The organism is Pseudomonas brassicacearum, from assembly GCF_918698105.1.
GTDB classification, from domain to species: domain Bacteria; phylum Pseudomonadota; class Gammaproteobacteria; order Pseudomonadales; family Pseudomonadaceae; genus Aquipseudomonas; species Aquipseudomonas brassicacearum_F.
This window is the reverse complement of the sequence record NZ_CAKKMI010000111.1, coordinates 1-16,914: the sequence shown is the minus strand read 5'-3', so window position 1 is coordinate 16,914 and position 16,914 is coordinate 1. Positions and strand designations below refer to the sequence as shown.

Sequence of the window (16,914 nt, the reverse complement as noted above, 5' to 3'; positions counted from 1 at the left end):
GCGGTATGTCAGTCAACATTGATGTTGTCAGTTACATCGCTATCGCGAGCAGGCTCGCTCCCACAATGGAATTGTGTCGTTACTGGACGATTTCCTCGCCCTTGATCGTCTGCTCCAGCGCCTGGATGCAGCGTTCTTCGGCGGTGTCGAGTTCCAGCTTCATCTGTTCGATGTCCAGCAATTGCTGTTCGAGCTGTTCCCGGCGTTCGGCGATTTTGGCCAGCATGCTGTGCAACTGTTTCTGATTGCCGCTGGTGGGGTCGTAGAGTTCGATCAACTCGCGGCACTCGGCCAGGGAAAAGCCAATGCGCTTGCCACGCAGGATCAGCTTCAGGCTGACCTTGTCCCGCGGCGAATAAACGCGCTCCTGGCCCCGTCGCTCCGGGCTCAACAGGCCTTGTTCTTCATAGAAGCGAATGGCCCGGGTGGTGATATCCAGTTCGCGGGCGAGGTCGGAGATGCTGTAGGTCTGGCTGCTCATGGAAGCGCTCGAAACGAAAGGGGCTGGCGCTAAGCTAAAGGCAGGTTGACGTTCGCGTCAAGCAATGAGGTTCTGCACACAAAACCCTGTGGGAGCAAGCTCGCTCCCACAATTTAGATCTTCTAAACCTTGTCGAGCTTCTTCTCATGGGCCGTGACCTGCTGGCACAGCTCAATCATCTGCTCGCGCATCCAGCGGTTGGCCGGGTCCTGGTCGGTGCTTTCGTGCCAATAGAGGTGGGTTTCCACCGGTGGCACATCGTTGACCGGTAACAGGAAGGCATGCAGATCGTGACGACGGGCAAAGCGCTCGGGGACGGTCATGACCATGTCCGTTTGTTGCAGGACCTGGGAGGCCATCAGGTAATGCTGGGAGCGCAGGGCGATCTTGCGCTGGATACCCATCTTGCCGAGGGCCAGGTCGACATAACCCAGCCCGTTGCGGCGGCTGGAAATATGCACGTGGGTCTGTGCCAGGTAATCATCGAGGCTGATCTTTTCCTTGCCCGCCAACGGATGGCCCTTGCGCATGGCGCAGACGTAGCGATCTTCCATCAACTTGACGTGGCGGACCTGCGGGTCGGTGTTGAGTGGTGCGTCCACGGCGAAGTCGAGACGGCCGGCGGCCAGTTCCTTGGTGGTTTCACGGCGCTTGGAAAGGAAGCTCTCGATCGCCACGGTCGGCGCCAGGCGACGCAGGCGCTGGAACAGCAGCGGCAGGATCACGCCTTCGGTGAGGTCGGTCATGCTGATGCGGTAGGTCTTGACCGCCTGCAGCGGGTTGAAGATCCGGCTTTCCTGTACCGACACCCGCAGCAGCGACAAGGCGTTGCGCACCGGACCGATGATGTTCTGGGCCATGGGCGTCGGCACCATCCCTTGGGCGGTGCGCACGAAGAGCGGGTCGTTGAAGGTCTCGCGCAGACGCGCCAGGGCATTGGACACGGCCGGCTGAGTGATGCCGACGATCTGCCCGGCGCGGGTCAGGTTGGCTTCGGTGTAGATCGCATCGAAGACAATGAAAAGGTTGAGGTCGACCTTGCTCAGATTCATGGCGCTGCACTCTTGTTCTTGGGCTTGTTGTGAGGTGCCGGGTGGCGATGAGAATCAGTGAAACATATATCGGTGATGAATGTTAATACACGCCGAGAATAGGTTAGGTAAATTTTCGTAGCTGAACTAGCATCGATTTCATGACCTAAAACAACCTCTGCCAAGAAGGTGCTGCTCATGGATTTTGCCTATTCCCCCAAGGTTCAGGAACTGCGTGAACGCGTCACGGCGTTCATGGATGCCTACGTCTACCCGGCCGAAGCCGTGTTCGAACGGCAAGTGGCCGAAGGTGATCGCTGGCAACCCACGGCCATCATGGAAGAGCTCAAGGCCAAGGCCAAGGCAGAAGGCCTGTGGAACCTGTTTCTGCCTGAGTCCGAACTGGGTGCCGGCCTGACCAACCTGGAATACGCGCCGCTGGCAGAGATCATGGGGCGCTCGTTGCTGGGACCGGAGCCGTTCAATTGCTCGGCGCCGGACACCGGCAACATGGAAGTGCTGGTGCGCTACGCCAATGAAGAACAAAAGCAACGCTGGCTCGAGCCACTGCTGCGCGGCGAGATCCGCTCGGCTTTTGCCATGACCGAGCCGGACGTTGCTTCCTCGGACGCCACCAACATGGCCGCCCGAGCCGAGCGCGACGGCGACCAGTGGGTCATCAATGGCAAGAAGTGGTGGACCTCAGGGGCCTGCGACCCGCGTTGCAAGATCCTGATCTTCATGGGCCTGAGCAACCCTGATGCGCCACGCCATGCCCAGCACTCGATGATCCTGGTGCCGGTGGACACCCCCGGGGTCAAGATCGTCCGGCCGCTGCCGGTGTTCGGCTACGACGATGCGCCGCACGGGCATGCCGAAGTGCTGTTCGAGAACGTGCGGGTGCCGTACGAAAACGTCCTGCTGGGTGAAGGACGCGGCTTTGAAATTGCCCAGGGCCGCCTTGGCCCGGGCCGGATTCATCACTGCATGCGTTCGATCGGCATGGCCGAGCGCGCATTGGAATTGATGTGCAAGCGTGCCGCCAGCCGCACCGCCTTCGGCCAGCCGTTGGCGCGCCTGGGCGGTAACATCGACAAGATTGCCGACTCGCGGATGGAAATCGACATGGCGCGCCTGCTGACGTTGAAGGCGGCGTACATGATGGACACGGTCGGCAATAAAGTGGCGAAGAGCGAAATCGCCCAGATCAAGGTCGTCGCGCCAAACGTGGCTTTGAAGGTCATCGACCGGGCGATCCAGATCCACGGCGGCGCCGGGGTCTCCAACGATTTCCCGCTGGCCTATATGTACGCCATGCAACGCACCCTGCGCCTGGCTGACGGCCCGGATGAAGTCCACCGCGCCGCCATCGGCAAGTTCGAGATCGGCAAGTACGTGCCCAGGGAGATGTTGCGTAGCGGGCGCTGAAGGTTCGTCTGGCCTCCCACATGAGTTGTAAAACCCTGTGGGAGCGAGCCTGCTCGCGAAGACTGATGCACATTCAATATTGATGCAAACTGACACGACGCCATCGCGAGCAAGCTCGCTCCCACAGGGAATGGGTGTGTGCCCGAGATATACGTCTCACCGCAAACCCACTGTGGGAGCGAGCTTGCTCGCGATGGCGGCCTCCTGAATAGCGAATCCGCTTACTCCTTGACGCTCATGTACTCCTCGGCCCAGCGGATGTAGTCCTCGGGTTGGGTGTAGGTGTGGGTCAGTTCGGTGGCGCTCAGGTCCGAAGCCTGGGTGAAGATCTGCCGTTGTTCGCGAAGGCTGTCGTAGGTCGCCTTGATCGCGGCGAAATAGGCGCCGTGGCCGTCGATGGTCACGCGCACGCCCAACTCGGCCAGGCGCTTGTCGTCGCGCAGCAACGGGTTGCCATAAGTGACAAGCATCAGCGGCACGGTCAGGTTTTCGCTGATCTTTTCCAGATGATCGAAGTCTTGCACGCCCACCATGCAAATCCCGTCCGCCCCGGCACGCTCATATTGCTGGGTACGGCTGATGATCTCCTGGACCGGCAGAATCGCGGCGTTGGTCCGGGCGATGATCGCCATTTCCGGATCGACGCGCGCCTCCAGCGCCGCACGAATCTTGCCGACACCTTCTGCGACGCCGATCAGGTCGGTGGATTTACGCCCGAACTGGGCCGGCAGCAAGGTGTCCTCGATGGTCAGCGCGGCGATGCCGGCCCGTTCCAGTTCGACGATGGTGCGCATCACGTTCAGGGCATTGCCGTACCCGTGGTCGGCGTCGGCAATGACCGGCAGCTGGGCCACGCGGCCGATGCGAGTGGCCTGTTCGGCAAATTCGCTGAGGGTGATCAGGGCGAAGTCCGGCGCGCCCAATACTTGCAACGACGCCACCGATCCTCCGAGGATGCCGACTTCAAAACCCAGGTCCGCGGCAATGCGCGCCGACATTGGGTCGAACACCGAGGCGGTGTGGTAGCAGGTGTTGGAAGCCAGCAGTTGGCGAAAGTTGCGACGCAAATCTTGATGGGAAAGCCTGGACATATGAGTTCCACCAATGGAATGGAAAGGCTTGAGCAAAAGTGTCAACGCCGAAAGACCCAAAGGCTATCACGTGGCAGGGATAAAGATGATGACGAATGCGCATAGGTCATGCTTTTCATTGCACCAGAAAAAAGGCCGCAGACCGAGAAGGTCTGCAGCCTGGCAGGATGGCGCTTAGTTACATGTTGTTAATCTTGGGTGGGCTTGACCCACAGGGTGTCAGTTTTGAATCGGTGCGTTCCAGAACTGCTTGATTTCATGGATGTTGCCTACGTTAAGGCGAGGTGTGAACGGCGACACGCAAGGGGCGCCGCCCATGATCTTGATGGGGGTGTCCAAGACATTCGTACTTGCACGCAGCAGTGGGGATTTTTCCCAGCTTTTCAGTGATATTTGCATGTTCTTATTTACCTGTTTGTAGTGAGAAAGCAATGGCTAGATAGACTCAACGGCAGCCGCATTCCAGATCTTCTTTATCTCATGGATGTTCCCGACGCTGTAGCGGGGTATAAATCCTCCACAATGAATCTCGTTAGACAGCTGTGTCGCGGTATCGGCCACGCAGGCACCGGCTCGCAGCAATGGCACTTCATCCCAGTGACTCATCAGGTTGTTCATTTTTATTTCTCTTTTAGATTATAGGGCAGCCAATGACTGCCCCGCATTGAGCAAGGACAGCGTATCGGTAAATAGCGCTGTTTCTTGCGAAGCTATGCCAGGGTAAAGCGGCTTGTAATTATGATCGAAACACCAGGCTTCATCGGCTCTGATTGAAAATTTCGGATGAATAAGCAAACTCAACGATGCGGACATTAACCGAGGTGCAATCTGTCTGTGAACTTCTCGCAAGGCGGGCATGAATATCGCTTCGCCTGGCGCCAGTTTTACAGCTCGCTCTGTGCCTAGTCGCGGCGCCTTGCCCATTTGTAATGGAAGCTCATCAAGAATTTCACGAATGATTGTCGTGTATCCATCTCCGCTATAGCCGACCGCATACATGTCGAAATCATGATTGTGGTTGAGGTCGTAAATGAATGTTTCACTCTCGTCATGGGTTTCTACGGGTGCCCAGAATCCCAGACGGAGGGTGAACTCATCATTGCTGTGCAACACAAACGCATAAGCATTGTAAAGGCTATTACGAATGGCGAATCCGTCTGCTTGGATCACGGCATGAAGATGTTGACTCAGAATAGAGCGATTCGAGGCCAGCTGGCGCAAGTCTTCTATGACATCAGCTTTGTCTCGCAGCAGATCATATGTTTTTATGCGTTCTATGAAGGTGTCCAGCTTCATGCCGCCTGCTCCAGCGGATGAAGCAAACTGTCGAGGCGCGCACTCTTGTGTTTTTTCAACAGCGGAATGTGCGTCAACGCCTTATGGCGGTCAGCCTGGTAGAGTATTTGGAAGGCCTTCCATACCACGGCGGGGTGATAGTGATAGACCAGCTCCTCGGCAACTTTGGCACTGCCGGGGTCTTGGATTGTTTCAAGCAGCTCGAGGCTGGTCAAATAACGGGCAGCGCTTTCGTCGTGGGGCAGCCAGGCTATTTTGCGCAGGGTAATACGATCGAATACGCTGATGTCCGCAGCTCTGTCTGGCAAATTGATTCGACCTGTCAGCTTGGCCGGCTTACGGTGGGTTTGTATGTAATCGAATAAAGTATGGCGGCCGTCAATGATTAACGGATTTTTTTTGTCGATCATAACCCTGTCCGTTTTTTCGATGCGATGTTCATGGATAGTGTATCGCTGGATTTCGAAGGGTCGATCAAGCGCGAATAAAATGCTTTGGCCAGGCACCGAGTACAGCGGTGACGAGCTAGAATCAAATGTGCCGGATTTGATACTTATATTGCCTGTGCTCGTCTGGTGCAGTATCAGGGTTCCGGTATGAACGTTGGTGATGTTCATGATTGTCGCCCGCCGGAGTGATTCCTTGGAGAACTCGGGATTGTCGATCAGTTGGGAAATCAATTGCTTTGTTTCTGACGTCATGTCCAATGTTTTGATTGTTTTCGCTATATGCGTCGGCGAAAATTTCTTGGTAATTAGTTTTTTTATCATGATCGTTTTCGTTGCAGTGGTTCGGTTTGGAAAGTATGGAGTTGGGTGGATAGGAGGGCAACGTTGTAATTGTCGATAAGTATTGCTGGTCGACTATCAGGGCGCTTTCTGGCGTGTAAGAAAAGTTGTTTTTTTATTTGCTTCAATCGCTTCGTCCTCACATTGCGCGAGGGGAAAAAGTGCCAGGACGGGAAGCCGGGAGCTACGCCGCCTCGGTCTGTCGCCATTGCCTGGGCAATGCCACGGCGCGCACCGTATCACCCGGTTGTACTTGCAGGCGTTTGGCGGTGAGGCGATCGACGAGCAGCGTATGGCCATGCTGGTGCGCACGGGCGCAGGTTACACGGCAATTTTCCTGGCGCCGGTTGTGGATCAGCCACACCGGTGCCTGTTCGTCCGGGGTACCAATGACCAGGGTCAGCATCTGGCTGTCGCGCACGGTACGGATCTTCGAGACTGGCGCCTCGATCACCGGGCCGCCGTCAAAGATGTCGATGTAGCCCTTATGGCTGAACCCTTCGGCACTGAGGATTTTCAGGGCCGGCTCGGTGTTCGGGTGAGCCTTGCCGATCGCCGCCTGGGCCTGTTCGGTGAGCAGGCACGTATACAGCGGCTGGCGTGGCATCAGCTCGGCGATGAACGACTTGTTGCCCATGCCGGACAACTGATCGGCGTAGCTGAAATCCTTCTTGAAAAAATGCCGTCCCAGGCTGTCCCAGAACGGCGAACAGCCTCGTTCGTCGGCATGGCCGCGCAGTTCGGCGATCAGTTTTTCGCCGAACAGTTGGGGGAACTCGGCCACGAACAGCAGGCGCGCCAGGGACAGCAGGCGCCCGTGGTGACCGCGACGTTGCTCGGGGTGCAGGAACAACGAGCAGATTTCCGATTGCCCGGACATCTCGTTGTTGAGGAACAGGGTCGGGATCTGTCGCTGGATCCCCAGCTCCGGCGCCGAGCTGACCGTCAGCCCGACCCGATAGTTGTACCAGGGCTCGCGCAACCCGACCGCGCCGGTCAGGGCACTGATGCCCACCACCTGCCGATCATCGTCTTCGAGCACGAACAGGTAATCGGCGTCAGCACGTTCGACTTGCCCGGCGAAGGTCCGTTGGGCCCAGCGAATACGGTGGGCCAGGCGCTCTTCGTTGGCCGGCAGGCTGGTAAACCCCGGGCCCGCGCAACGGGCCAGGTCCAGCAAAGCGGGCAGATCGGTGATGGCGACCGGACGGACAATCATGCTGCAGCTCCTTCATCGTGTCGGTCCAAACGTCGGTGCAAGCCATGGGATCGAGTGAGGTTCATAGGGCAATCACCCGGACCCGCGCGCCATCCTGGATGTCCAGGGCTGTCAGCATGGCGACAGACAGGGCCACCGGGCCATCGGCATCGACGTCCAGCTCGGCGACGATGGCCCGGAAGTTTCCAAGGCTGTCGTTGCTCACCAGGTACTCGCCCCGTGCGTCAATCTGAGGGCTCTGCCTGGCCGTAGTGGTGCGACTTTGCGTGATGGAGCGGATGTTGGCGATACGGGCATGCAAGGTCGGTCCACCGTCGAAGATGTCGACGTAGCTGTTGGTCTCGAAACCTTCGCGCGCCAGGATGTCGAAGGCTTCCTGGCCGTCGGGATGCACCCGGCCGATGCAGGCCTGGGCCGCTGGCGGCAGCATGGGCACGTAGATCGGGTACTGTGGCATCAGCTCGGCGAGAAAGGTCCGGCTCTGCAAACCACACAGTCGCTCGGCTTCGACGTAGGGCAGGTCAAAAAAGTGCTGGCCGATGGCGTCCCAGAAGGGCGACTGGCCGTCATCGCTGCTGAAACCGACGATTTCGGTGATGACCGATTCGGCAAAGCGCTGGGGATGGGCGGCGATGAACATCAGCCGGGCCCGGGACAGCAGCTCCGATTCCGGCGTGCGCACCCGTTCGGCGTCGATGTGGAAGCCACGCAGCAGCGTCTGTCCGCTGAGATCCTGGCACAGCGACAGCGCGGGCACGCCATGCTGGATATTCAGCTCCCGGGACTCGCTGGAAAATGGCCGGTTGCGCAGGCTGTAGAACGGTTCGTTACAACCGGTGCTGGAGAGAATTTCCGAACAACCGACCAGCCGTCCGGACGCCTGGTCTTCCAAGACAAACAAATAATTCTCCGCGCCAGGGCCCTGCACATTGGTCTCGAACGAGGCGCACGAGTCGAGAATCTTTTCCTCCAGGCGCGCGATATCGTCCGGCAGCGACGTGACACCCACCAGGCTGTCACGCGCCAATTGTTGCAGTTGCGGCAGGTCGGTTAATTGAACTGGACGTAAGGCCAGCATGGATTGCACTCCTGTTCCAGAGAGCCCGGTGACCAGCACCGGGCTTGACGATCACTGTCGATGTCCACGCGTTGTAACCACGATTGGCCGAATCCTTCAGCCGCGGGCCCTCACTGACCGGCCGGATCGGGCACGGTGCCAGGGTTGCCGAATTTGTTGAGCACACACAGATAGACCACGCCCGCGGCGATCCAGATCAGGCCGAGCTTCTGCGCAGCCACGCCCATGTTGTACATGATGGCCGCGACGATCACGAAGCCGATCAGTGGGCAAATCACGTGGCGAATCAGTTGGCCGGACTGCTGGCGGCGCCAGTAATGGTTGATGACCGTGATGTGCAGCAACATGAAGCCGCTCAGGGCGCCAAAGTTGACCAGGGAGGTGAGGGTGTCCACGGCGTCGATGAACAGGTAGCAGATCAACAGCGACAGCACTGCCACCAGGTAAATGCTCAGGTACGGGGTGTTGTGGGTCGGATGGACTTTGGCCAGCACCTTGGGCAACTGGCCGTCCCGGGCCATGCCGAACAACAGGCGCGATACCGCCGCCTGCGAGGTGATCGCCACGGCCACGCCCCAGGCCAGGGCCGTGGCAACCGCGGTCAAGGTGGCCAGCCAGCTGCCGGCCGCCAGCTCGGCGATTTCATAGAATGCGGTGTCGGCAGACTTGAAACCCATGCCGGCGGCCAGGTCCGTGGCGATCCAGGTCTGCACCACGAAGATCGCGCCCATCACCAGCAAGGTCACCAGGGCAGCCTTGCCGACGCTGCGGCCCGGGTCGTCCTTGATCTCTTCAGCGAGGGTGGAAATGGCGTCGAAGCCCAGGAACGACAATACCGCGATGGACACGGCTTGCATCAGCAAGGCGAAGTTGAAATGTTCCGGGCTGTACAGCGGCGCCAGGGTCAGTTGGCCGTTACCGGCCCCGCCGTGCAGGGCGTTCCAGGCATAGAACAGGAAAATCCCCAGCACCACCAGCTGCGCCAATAGGAAAATGATGTTCATCCGCGCGGTGAAGGTGATGCCGCGCAGGTTGACGAAGGTCGCGCTCACCAGGAAGGCCAGGATGAAACCGACCTTGGGGATGTCCGGGTACAAATGGTTCAGCGCCATGGCGGCGTAGACATAGAGCAGCGGCGGGATCAGCAGGTAGTCCAGCAGCATCAGCCAGCCGGCGATGAACCCGACGTGTGGGTTAAGGCCCCGTTGCGCGTAGGAATAGACCGAACCTGCCACCGGAAAGGCCCGGGCCATGCTGCCGTAGCTCAAGGCAGTAAACAGCATCGCCACCATGCCGATGATGTACGCCAGCGGCACCATCCCCGGGGCCTCGGCGTTGACATAGCCATACACGCCGAACGGGGCGATGGGGATCATGAAAATCATCCCGTACACCACCAGGTCTGTCAGCGACAGGCCGCGTTTCAATTCCTGTTTGTAGCCAAATGCCTCGATGCTCATGAGCCGTTTTCCTTTTCAGCTGTGTGGGGTTGCTCTTGCTTGCTGTCTGTCGCTGGAAGATTGCCGCTGCCGCGCTACAGCAGGGGCGCCAGGTAGGCGCTCCAGGTCCGTACCCCCTCGGCGCTGCGCAGTTGGTCGTTGCGCACTTCGATCAACACCGAATCCAGGCCGCGGCCATCGCCGTGCACCGGGACTGTCATGTCGGTCAAGGGGTTGATTTTGTAGGGCTGGTTGCCCGCTGCCCGCAGCGAATGCCGGCTCAGCCCGTCGACAATGTGCTGGGCGTATTCCTTGGCTTCGCCGAACAGCACGCCCGCTTCGAGGGCGCGCGGCTGGCCATAGAACACCGGGGTGAAACTGTGGATGCCGACCACGCGCACCGGTCGATTGGCGGCCAGGCGTTCGTCGATCAACGCCCGCAACCGATCATGAAAGGGATGGAACAGGCAGTGCTGGCGATATTCGCGCGTGGCTTCGTCCAGGGCATGGTTACCCGGAACCTGGTAGATCTCACTCTGGGCCGGAATGCTGTCGGGTACGTGCAGCGGACGGTTGAGGTCGATCAACAGCCGTGAGTAGTTGGCAGACAGCAACGTCGCGCCGAGGGTTTCGGACAGGCGTTCGGCCAAGGCCAAGGCACCGATGTCCCAGGCAATGTGCTCCTGGGAGGCCGTTTCATCCAGGCCCAGGTCGTTCAGCGCATCGGGAATGAAGCGGCTGGCGTGTTCGCACACCAGCACCACCGGGTGTTCGGACGCCTCCCGGGTCAGTCGGTAGGGGGGCCTGGTATAGAGGCCCGATTCAGCACATTCAATAGATTCGTGCATAGTGCTCACAACGCTCGGCAGGTGACAGTGCCTCGGTCAAGGCCAGCTCCTGGGCCTTCAAGGCGAAGTAGGTTTCGACCAACGGGCCGGGCAGGGTATCGAGCAGCGCCCCGCTGTGGCGCAGGCAGTCCAATGCCTGGGCCAGGGTGGTCGGCAGGGCGATAATGCCACGGGCGCGCCGTTGTGCTTCGTCCAGCTCATCGGGTATTTCATCGGTGACAGCGTTCAATGCCAGCTGTTGCTGGATGCCCAGTCGCCCGGCAATCAACAGCGCCGCCATCGCCAGGTGCGGCGAGGCGGTGGCGTCCATGGCGCGGAACTCCAGGTTGTACTGGTTTGCCAGCGGTTTGCCGCTCAGGCTCACGGTCGGGCAGATGCGCAGCGCCGCTTCGCGGTTGCGCTGGCCCAGGCACGCATAGGAAGCGCTCCAGTAATGAGGTTGCAGGCGCTCGTAGGACACCGGCGTCGGCGCAGTCAGCGCGCACAGTGCAGGCAGATAGTGCAGCACCCCGGCGGCCCAATGCTGGCCGAGGGCGGACAAGCCGTTGCTGCTGGCGGCGTCATGCAGCACCGGGTCCGCGCTCAGATTCTGCAGGCTGAGGTGCAAATGCACGCCGTTGCACACGGCATGTGCCGAGGCCTTGGGAGCGAAGCTCACGTCCAGGCCCATTTGCCGGGCGATCTCGCGGGTGATTTCCCGTACGTTCACGGCCCGGTCGGCAGCGGCCACGCCCAAGGTCGGGCGGCAGGTGATCTCGTATTGATGCTGGCCGTATTCGGGCAGGAACATTTCCGGCTCGACGCCGCCGGCCCGCAGGGCGCTGAGCAACCATCCGGCGAATCCGGCCTGCTGGCGCTGGGCCTGGAGGCTGAAGGCCAGGCGATCAGGCTGCACAGGCGTGGCAACCAGGTTGAATTCATGCTCGAACGCGGCAAAAACCTGCAAGCCCAGTTCGGTGCGATACCGCGCCACTTCGTTCTGCAACAGTGTGCGCGGGCAAGCGCTCCAGGGCTGGCCGTCAGTCTCGCGCACGTCGCAATGGATGAAGTCGAGGGCGGGCGCCTGGGCGTCGGGGCCGTTGTTGACAGTCACCCGGCTGGACAGGTCCGGCACCAGCCGCAGGTCGCCATAGGCGCCCCAGGGGTTGGCCGAGGCGATGATGTCCTGGGGCGTCAGCGCGCTGTTGGCCGGCACCCAGCCACAACCGGCGGTGACGTAGTGGGGCAATTCGTCGCTGGGAAACGAGCGCCCGCGAGTCACGCCGATCAGGTCGGTGGTCACCAGGGTCGTGATGGGCAGCGGGGCGAGGACGGCGGCAGGATCGAGGCGGCTCATGGCTGCATCTCCTGCAAGCGCGTGAGCACGGTGTCGGTGTCGGTGATCCAGCAATAGCCCTTGATCGCGTTCAGGCACGCCAGGTGGCGTTGTTCGGTGTAGGTGGCGCAGGCGTCTTCCACCAGCGTGACCAGGTAGCCACGATCGGCGGCGTCGCGCACGGCCATGTCGACGCACTGGTCGGTGACGATGCCGGCGACAATCAAATGGCGGGTCTGCAGGTTGCGCAGCACGTAGTCGATGTTGGTGGAATTGAAGACCCCGGAGGAGGTCTTGGGCAGCACGATTTCGTTTTCCTGCGGCGCCAGTTCGGCAATGATCTGCGCCTCGGGGCTGCCCTTGGGCAGGTGCATGTCCGACAGCTTGTGATCCAGGGAACGGTCCCGGCCATCGGCGGTGAGGCTTTCGATGTGGGTGTGCAACACGTTGTGCTGCCCTTCGCGCATCGCGTTGAGCAAGCGCTGCTGGTTGGGGATGACCTGCTGGCGGGCCCGCTGGATGAAATACTCGCCCTCGGGGCTGTGCAAGTGGGCGTCGAAGTGCGGTTCCAGCCAGGCGCGTTGCATGTCCACCAGCAGCAAGGCGGTGTGCTGGCGGGTAAACGGCAGATCCCGCGGTGAGCGGTGGGGGAGCGAGAACATCCTTATTTTTCCTCCAACAGGTGCGTGTTGAATTCCGTGCGCAAGGCATCGATGCCTTCCAGGCGTTCGGCCAGCTCAGGGCATTGCAGGGTCAGGCAGGCAATCAGCGCCTCGACCTGGGCCAGCGCCGGTACCAGGCTGTCGAAGGCCGAGACCGATTCCACCGGGGCACTGATGATCAGGTCGGCCAGCTCGCGCAACGGCGAAGCGTAGACGTCGCTGAACAGCACGACCCGGGCGTGGCGTTCCTTGGCCGCGCTGGCCACGCGCAGGGCCTGGGCCTGGTAGCGACGGTAGTCGAAGATCAGCACCACGTCCTGGCGTTGCACGTCGAACAGCCGGTCAGGCAGTTGGGCGTTGTCTTCCAGGGCAAAACAGCCGGCGCGCAGCAGACGCAGATGATTGAGCAGGTAGTGGGCCAGGAAACTGCTGAAGCGCCCGCCGAAGCAGTGCACCTGATGGCGGCTGTCGAGCAGCCACTGCACGAGAATGCGCACGTCTTCGGGTTGGGTCAGGGCCTGGGTGTCGATGAGGTTGCGTTGGCTGGCGGCCAGGTACTGGCTCCAGGTATCGCCTTGCTGCAATTTGGCCCGCGGTTTCAACAGGGTGCGGGGGGAGCGCAGGCGATGGTCCATGTCACTGAGCAGCGCATCCTGGAATTCGGCGTAACCGCCAAACCCGAGTTTTTTCACCAGCCGCACGATGGTCGGGTCGCTGACGCCGGCATGGTCTGCCAGGCGTGACATCGGACCGAGGCCGTTGCGTGGGTAGTGATCGAGCAGGGCACGTACGACCTTGCGTTCCGACGGCGTCAAAACCAGGCCGGGATCGGTGATCAGGTCTCTGAGAGGCGGCATCCGTGCTCCTTGCCAGGATGGGTGTTGAATTTCTTTCATAACTCCTGAAAACAGTATTTATGTAGCTGGTGCTACATGTCCAGTGGTTTTTACGTTCCGTTTAAAATGCCCCAAAATTGTGCGAAACCCTTGTAGGAATTGGTCTCGGCTGGGTAGATCAGATATGTCAGTCGATGCTTTTGGCCATGTAGGACATAACGCCTTTTTGTCTCACTTATTTGATTTCGTATAAGGTGCTGTACAGCTAAAGGCGTGAATATCCCGCCCATGCGACCCTGCCGATTGCCTGAGAATCCAGTGTGCAAGCCACTCGTCTGACCTTGATCTGCCACGCCCGTACCAGTGCCCAGAAGCAGGCATGCTTTGGCTTGGACGAATCGCTGGACGCCGACTGGCTGACACGCCGCGCGCAGGTCGGTCCCAGCTACCGAAATGTCCGGCAACTGCTATGCGGGCCGGAGCTGCGCACGCGCCAGACCGCCATCCTGTTCGGCGACGAACCCCAGGTGGACCAGGCCCTGGCCGATTGCGATCTGGGACGCTGGCGCGGGCTGTCCATCGAGGAGTTGCTCCAGGCTGAACCGCAAGCCCTGCAGACCTGGCTCGACGATGCCGAGGCGGCCCCCCATGGCGGTGAATCTGTCGCCCAGTTGTGTCGCCGTGTCGGGAGTTGGCTGGCCAGTCTGGAAACCCGGCCAGGGCATCTGCTGGCCGTTACCCACCCCTTCGTGATCCGCGCAGCCCTGGTGAATGTCCTGGGTTGCCCGGCCGCCACATTCAACCGGATCGACATTGAACCGCTGTCCACCCTCGAGTTGCGTTTCAACGGCGTATGGCGATTACGCACCCAGGGACCCGACCAGGAGTCGCCGCGATGAAAAAATTGTCAGTCATCGGCATTGGGGCCGGCGATCCGGATCAGCTGACGATGCAGGCAGTGAAAGCCTTGAACCGCTTGGACGTGGTCTTCCTCATGGACAAGGGCCCGGCCAAGGACAAACTGTTGGACCTGCGGCGCGAAGTCTGTCGGCGCTACATCGTTGATCGCACCTACCGTTTCGTCGAAGCCTACAGCCCGGAGCGCCAACGCGGCGACCTGGACTACAAGGACAGCGTCGAGGCGTTGAACCGTGCTAAACAGGCCACCTTCGAACGCTTGATCAATGAAGAACTGTCCGACGGCCAACGGGGTGGTTTTCTGGTGTGGGGCGATCCGGCGTTGTACGACAGTACCGTGCGCATCTTGCAGGCGATCCTCGACGCTGGCCACTGCGCCTTTGAATTCGAGGTGATCCCCGGCATCACCAGCGTCCAGGCCTTGGCCGCCCGCCATAAAGTGCCGTTGACCAGCATTGGCGGTTCGCTGGAAATCACCACCGGACGCCGGTTGGCGGCGGGGCAGGTAGGCGACGCGGCGAGTGTGGTGGTGATGCTCGATGCCGAGGACGCCTATCGCCAGGTAAGCGATCCCGATACGCACATCTACTGGGGAGCCTATGTGGGGACGCCGGATGAGATCCTTATCGCCGGTCGCCTGGGAGACGTGGCCGACGACATCGAGCGCACCCGCAAGGCCGCGCGCAAGGCCAATGGCTGGATCATGGATACTTACTTGTTGCGTAAACTTTGTTAAGCATCGGTGCCTAGGACTTACCTGTGGCGAGGGGATTTATCCCCGCTGGGGCGCGAAGCGGCCCTAATAAGCCTTGCGAAAATTGGCCTGACAAACTGAAAGGACCGCTTCGCAGCCCAGCGGGGATAAATCCCCTCGCCACAACAGTGCTCGACCGCTCCATCGCCAGTAGGCTACTTACCCCCGCCCAAACCGCTCCCGATACACCGACGGTGCCAACCCGACGACGCTGCGAAACGCCACGCGAAAGCTTTCCACCGAGCGGTAGCCACACAGTTGCGCGATGTTGTCGGTATTGTCCCCGGTGCTTTCCAGCAACTCGCGGGCCCGGGCCAGGCGTTCGTGTTGCAGCCAGGCCTTGGGCGACACGCCGCAGGCCTGGGTGAAATGGCGCAGGAAGGTGCGTTCGCTCATGGCCGCCTGGCTGGCCAGTTCGCGCACGCCGAGGGGTTCGTGCAGGCGTTCGCGGGCCCATTGCATGACGCTCGACAGGTCGCTGCGTGGCGTGCGGCTGACCGGCGAGGGAATGAACTGCGCCTGGCCGCCCGTACGTTGCGGTGACATCACCAACCGGCGTGCCACGCAGTTGGCGACCTGGACGCCAAAGTCCCGTGCCACCAGGTGCAGGCAGGCATCGATACCGGCGGCGCTGCCCGCCGAGGTGATGACCTGTCCTGAATCCACATACAGCACATCCGGGTCTACCCGGACGGCGGGAAAGCTGGCGGCCAATTCGTCGGTGTAGCGCCAATGCGTCGTGGCGCCCAGGCCGTCGAGCAGCCCGGCGGCGGCGAGTACGAAGGCGCCGGAGCAGATCGACAGCAGGCGCGCACCACGGGCGTGGGCCCTGCGCAGTGCCTCGAGCAATGCCGGGGACGGTGGCTCGTTGCGGCTGCGCCAGCCGGGCACGACAATGGTCCGGGCGGTTTCGAGCAGTTCCATGCCGCCATCGGCCAATACCTGGAAGCCGCCCATGGCGCGCATCGGGCCGTCATCGACCGCGACGATTCGATGCGTGTACCAGGGGAAAGCGAATTCCGGTCGCTCCAAGCCGAAGATCTCGACGGCAACACCGAATTCAAAAGTACACAGGCCGTCATAGGCGAGGATCGCGACCAGACCAGGGTTAGGCTGCATTTGGCGGAAAATTCCCACAGAGTGTCTTGTGCGCCACTGTAGCGGCAAGCATCAGGGGGATAAAGTCTCTTCACGCCTTATCTCTCCTGGAGTACACGCCCCATGACCAGCCTGGTTCGCGAAGTGCCTGCTGCCCCCTCCGATATCGCCCTGCAGCATTTCAGCCGTCGCCTGACATTCGAAACCGATTGTTCCGACGTTCACGCCAGTCAACAGGCCGGCGACATCGATTTTGTGCTGGTGGACGTACGCGGACCACTGGCCTACGAACGCGGCCACGTACCCGGGGCGATCAACCTGCCAACCCGCACACTCACCGCCCAGGCACTGGCCGCCTATGCCAAGACCACGCTGTTCGTGGTGTATTGCGCCGGCCCGCATTGCAATGGTGCGAACAAGGCGGCGGTGCGCCTGGCAACGTTGGGATACCCGGTCAAGGAAATGATCGGCGGTGTCATGGGCTGGCTCGATGAAGGCTTTCGCCTGAGCGGCACAGTGGAGCGCATGGCGGACGAGGCGATCAGCTGCGACTGCTGAGACAGCGCAAACAGCTTTTTGTGGGAGCGAGCTTGCTCGCGATGGCGGCGGCACATTCGGCATTGAGACACGCT

Annotated in this window: 19 protein-coding genes; 4 read left to right on the top strand and 15 right to left on the bottom strand. The window is 60.7% G+C overall.

Annotated features, from left to right (window positions below; genetic code table 11):
• Positions 1-79: 79 nt before the first annotated feature.
• Positions 80-481, bottom strand: coding sequence for a MerR family transcriptional regulator (locus tag LQ215_RS27560; RefSeq protein WP_230153443.1), 402 nt, complete (start codon positions 479-481; stop codon positions 80-82).
• Between the two features lie 122 nt (positions 482-603).
• Complete coding sequence (locus LQ215_RS27555; RefSeq protein ID WP_003200002.1) at positions 604-1,533, bottom strand: LysR family transcriptional regulator; 930 nt, start codon at positions 1,531-1,533, stop codon at positions 604-606.
• 177 nt (positions 1,534-1,710) lie between these two features.
• Here LQ215_RS27555 and LQ215_RS27550 point away from each other — a divergent pair, with 177 nt between their 5' ends.
• Positions 1,711-2,940, top strand: a complete 1,230-nt coding sequence (locus LQ215_RS27550) for an acyl-CoA dehydrogenase (RefSeq protein ID WP_230153442.1) — start codon at positions 1,711-1,713, stop codon at positions 2,938-2,940.
• 221 nt (positions 2,941-3,161) lie between these two features.
• Here LQ215_RS27550 and LQ215_RS27545 read toward each other — a convergent pair whose 3' ends face one another.
• The 12 genes from LQ215_RS27545 to LQ215_RS27490 form a co-directional block, all read right to left on the bottom strand.
• Positions 3,162-4,031, bottom strand: coding sequence for an isocitrate lyase/PEP mutase family protein (locus tag LQ215_RS27545; protein ID WP_003200006.1), 870 nt, complete (start codon positions 4,029-4,031; stop codon positions 3,162-3,164).
• A 219-nt stretch (positions 4,032-4,250) separates the two neighbouring features.
• A complete protein-coding gene (locus tag LQ215_RS27540) occupies positions 4,251-4,430 on the bottom strand; it encodes a hypothetical protein (RefSeq protein ID WP_230153441.1) in 180 nt (59 codons plus the stop codon).
• 36 nt (positions 4,431-4,466) lie between these two features.
• Positions 4,467-4,649 (bottom strand): hypothetical protein, encoded by a 183-nt coding sequence (locus LQ215_RS27535; protein ID WP_230153440.1) that lies wholly within the window; start codon positions 4,647-4,649, stop codon positions 4,467-4,469.
• An 18-nt stretch (positions 4,650-4,667) separates the two neighbouring features.
• Positions 4,668-5,327 (bottom strand): transposase, encoded by a 660-nt coding sequence (locus tag LQ215_RS27530; protein WP_230153439.1) that lies wholly within the window; start codon positions 5,325-5,327, stop codon positions 4,668-4,670.
• Positions 5,324-6,097 carry a hypothetical protein gene (locus LQ215_RS27525; protein WP_230153438.1) on the bottom strand — a complete coding sequence of 258 codons (774 nt, stop codon included), beginning with the start codon at positions 6,095-6,097 and terminating at the stop codon, positions 5,324-5,326. Before LQ215_RS27525 ends, LQ215_RS27530 begins: the two co-directional genes overlap by 4 nt.
• A 202-nt stretch (positions 6,098-6,299) precedes the next feature.
• Complete coding sequence (gene astA / locus LQ215_RS27520) at positions 6,300-7,334, bottom strand: arginine N-succinyltransferase (protein WP_230153437.1); 1,035 nt, start codon at positions 7,332-7,334, stop codon at positions 6,300-6,302.
• Positions 7,335-7,395: 61 nt separating this feature from the next.
• The gene (locus LQ215_RS27515; protein WP_230153436.1) at positions 7,396-8,412 is read right to left on the bottom strand and encodes an arginine N-succinyltransferase; all 1,017 of its coding nucleotides are present in this window, start codon (positions 8,410-8,412) and stop codon (positions 7,396-7,398) included.
• 110 nt (positions 8,413-8,522) lie between these two features.
• Entirely contained in the window at positions 8,523-9,872 is a 1,350-nt protein-coding gene (locus tag LQ215_RS27510; protein ID WP_230153435.1) for an APC family permease, read from the bottom strand.
• 74 nt (positions 9,873-9,946) lie between these two features.
• A complete protein-coding gene (locus LQ215_RS27505) occupies positions 9,947-10,699 on the bottom strand; it encodes an N-formylglutamate amidohydrolase (protein WP_230153434.1) in 753 nt (250 codons plus the stop codon).
• Positions 10,683-12,035, bottom strand: coding sequence for a glutamine synthetase family protein (locus LQ215_RS27500; protein WP_230153433.1), 1,353 nt, complete (start codon positions 12,033-12,035; stop codon positions 10,683-10,685). Before LQ215_RS27500 ends, LQ215_RS27505 begins: the two co-directional genes overlap by 17 nt.
• On the bottom strand, positions 12,032-12,676 hold the full coding sequence (locus tag LQ215_RS27495; protein ID WP_230153432.1) for an isochorismatase family cysteine hydrolase: 645 nt from the start codon (positions 12,674-12,676) through the stop codon (positions 12,032-12,034). The genes LQ215_RS27500 and LQ215_RS27495 overlap by 4 nt, the downstream gene beginning before the upstream one ends.
• 2 nt (positions 12,677-12,678) lie before the next feature.
• Positions 12,679-13,533 (bottom strand): MurR/RpiR family transcriptional regulator, encoded by an 855-nt coding sequence (locus LQ215_RS27490; protein WP_230153431.1) that lies wholly within the window; start codon positions 13,531-13,533, stop codon positions 12,679-12,681.
• 299 nt (positions 13,534-13,832) lie between these two features.
• Between LQ215_RS27490 and LQ215_RS27485 the strand changes: the two genes are divergently transcribed.
• Complete coding sequence (locus tag LQ215_RS27485; RefSeq protein ID WP_230153430.1) at positions 13,833-14,411, top strand: histidine phosphatase family protein; 579 nt, start codon at positions 13,833-13,835, stop codon at positions 14,409-14,411.
• A complete protein-coding gene (cobF, locus tag LQ215_RS27480; protein WP_230153429.1) occupies positions 14,408-15,166 on the top strand; it encodes a precorrin-6A synthase (deacetylating) in 759 nt (252 codons plus the stop codon). Before LQ215_RS27485 ends, cobF begins: the two co-directional genes overlap by 4 nt.
• 177 nt (positions 15,167-15,343) lie before the next feature.
• Here the strand turns inward: cobF and ftrA are convergent, their stop codons facing one another.
• Positions 15,344-16,303 carry a transcriptional regulator FtrA gene (gene ftrA, locus LQ215_RS27475; RefSeq protein ID WP_230153428.1) on the bottom strand — a complete coding sequence of 320 codons (960 nt, stop codon included), beginning with the start codon at positions 16,301-16,303 and terminating at the stop codon, positions 15,344-15,346.
• A 102-nt stretch (positions 16,304-16,405) separates the two neighbouring features.
• On the opposite strand from ftrA, the gene LQ215_RS27470 reads away from it, so the two are divergent.
• Positions 16,406-16,840 (top strand): rhodanese-like domain-containing protein, encoded by a 435-nt coding sequence (locus LQ215_RS27470; RefSeq protein ID WP_013692676.1) that lies wholly within the window; start codon positions 16,406-16,408, stop codon positions 16,838-16,840.
• The last annotated feature ends 74 nt before the right edge of the window (positions 16,841-16,914 follow it).

Bases quoted from the DNA above. Each gene is read 5' to 3' on its own strand.
- LQ215_RS27560 (WP_230153443.1), bottom strand. From the start codon at position 481: ATGAGCAGCCAGACCTACAGCATCTCCGACCTCGCCCGCGAACTGGAT.
- LQ215_RS27555 (WP_003200002.1), bottom strand. From the start codon at position 1,533: ATGAATCTGAGCAAGGTCGACCTCAACCTTTTCATTGTCTTCGATGCG.
- LQ215_RS27550 (WP_230153442.1), top strand. From the start codon at position 1,711: ATGGATTTTGCCTATTCCCCCAAGGTTCAGGAACTGCGTGAACGCGTC.
- LQ215_RS27545 (WP_003200006.1), bottom strand. From the start codon at position 4,031: ATGTCCAGGCTTTCCCATCAAGATTTGCGTCGCAACTTTCGCCAACTG.
- LQ215_RS27540 (WP_230153441.1), bottom strand. From the start codon at position 4,430: ATGCAAATATCACTGAAAAGCTGGGAAAAATCCCCACTGCTGCGTGCA.
- LQ215_RS27535 (WP_230153440.1), bottom strand. From the start codon at position 4,649: ATGAACAACCTGATGAGTCACTGGGATGAAGTGCCATTGCTGCGAGCC.
- LQ215_RS27530 (WP_230153439.1), bottom strand. From the start codon at position 5,327: ATGAAGCTGGACACCTTCATAGAACGCATAAAAACATATGATCTGCTG.
- LQ215_RS27525 (WP_230153438.1), bottom strand. From the start codon at position 6,097: ATGATAAAAAAACTAATTACCAAGAAATTTTCGCCGACGCATATAGCG.
- astA (WP_230153437.1), bottom strand. From the start codon at position 7,334: ATGATTGTCCGTCCGGTCGCCATCACCGATCTGCCCGCTTTGCTGGAC.
- LQ215_RS27515 (WP_230153436.1), bottom strand. From the start codon at position 8,412: ATGCTGGCCTTACGTCCAGTTCAATTAACCGACCTGCCGCAACTGCAA.
- LQ215_RS27510 (WP_230153435.1), bottom strand. From the start codon at position 9,872: ATGAGCATCGAGGCATTTGGCTACAAACAGGAATTGAAACGCGGCCTG.
- LQ215_RS27505 (WP_230153434.1), bottom strand. From the start codon at position 10,699: ATGCACGAATCTATTGAATGTGCTGAATCGGGCCTCTATACCAGGCCC.
- LQ215_RS27500 (WP_230153433.1), bottom strand. From the start codon at position 12,035: ATGAGCCGCCTCGATCCTGCCGCCGTCCTCGCCCCGCTGCCCATCACG.
- LQ215_RS27495 (WP_230153432.1), bottom strand. From the start codon at position 12,676: ATGTTCTCGCTCCCCCACCGCTCACCGCGGGATCTGCCGTTTACCCGC.
- LQ215_RS27490 (WP_230153431.1), bottom strand. From the start codon at position 13,533: ATGCCGCCTCTCAGAGACCTGATCACCGATCCCGGCCTGGTTTTGACG.
- cobF (WP_230153429.1), top strand. From the start codon at position 14,408: ATGAAAAAATTGTCAGTCATCGGCATTGGGGCCGGCGATCCGGATCAG.
- ftrA (WP_230153428.1), bottom strand. From the start codon at position 16,303: ATGCAGCCTAACCCTGGTCTGGTCGCGATCCTCGCCTATGACGGCCTG.
- LQ215_RS27470 (WP_013692676.1), top strand. From the start codon at position 16,406: ATGACCAGCCTGGTTCGCGAAGTGCCTGCTGCCCCCTCCGATATCGCC.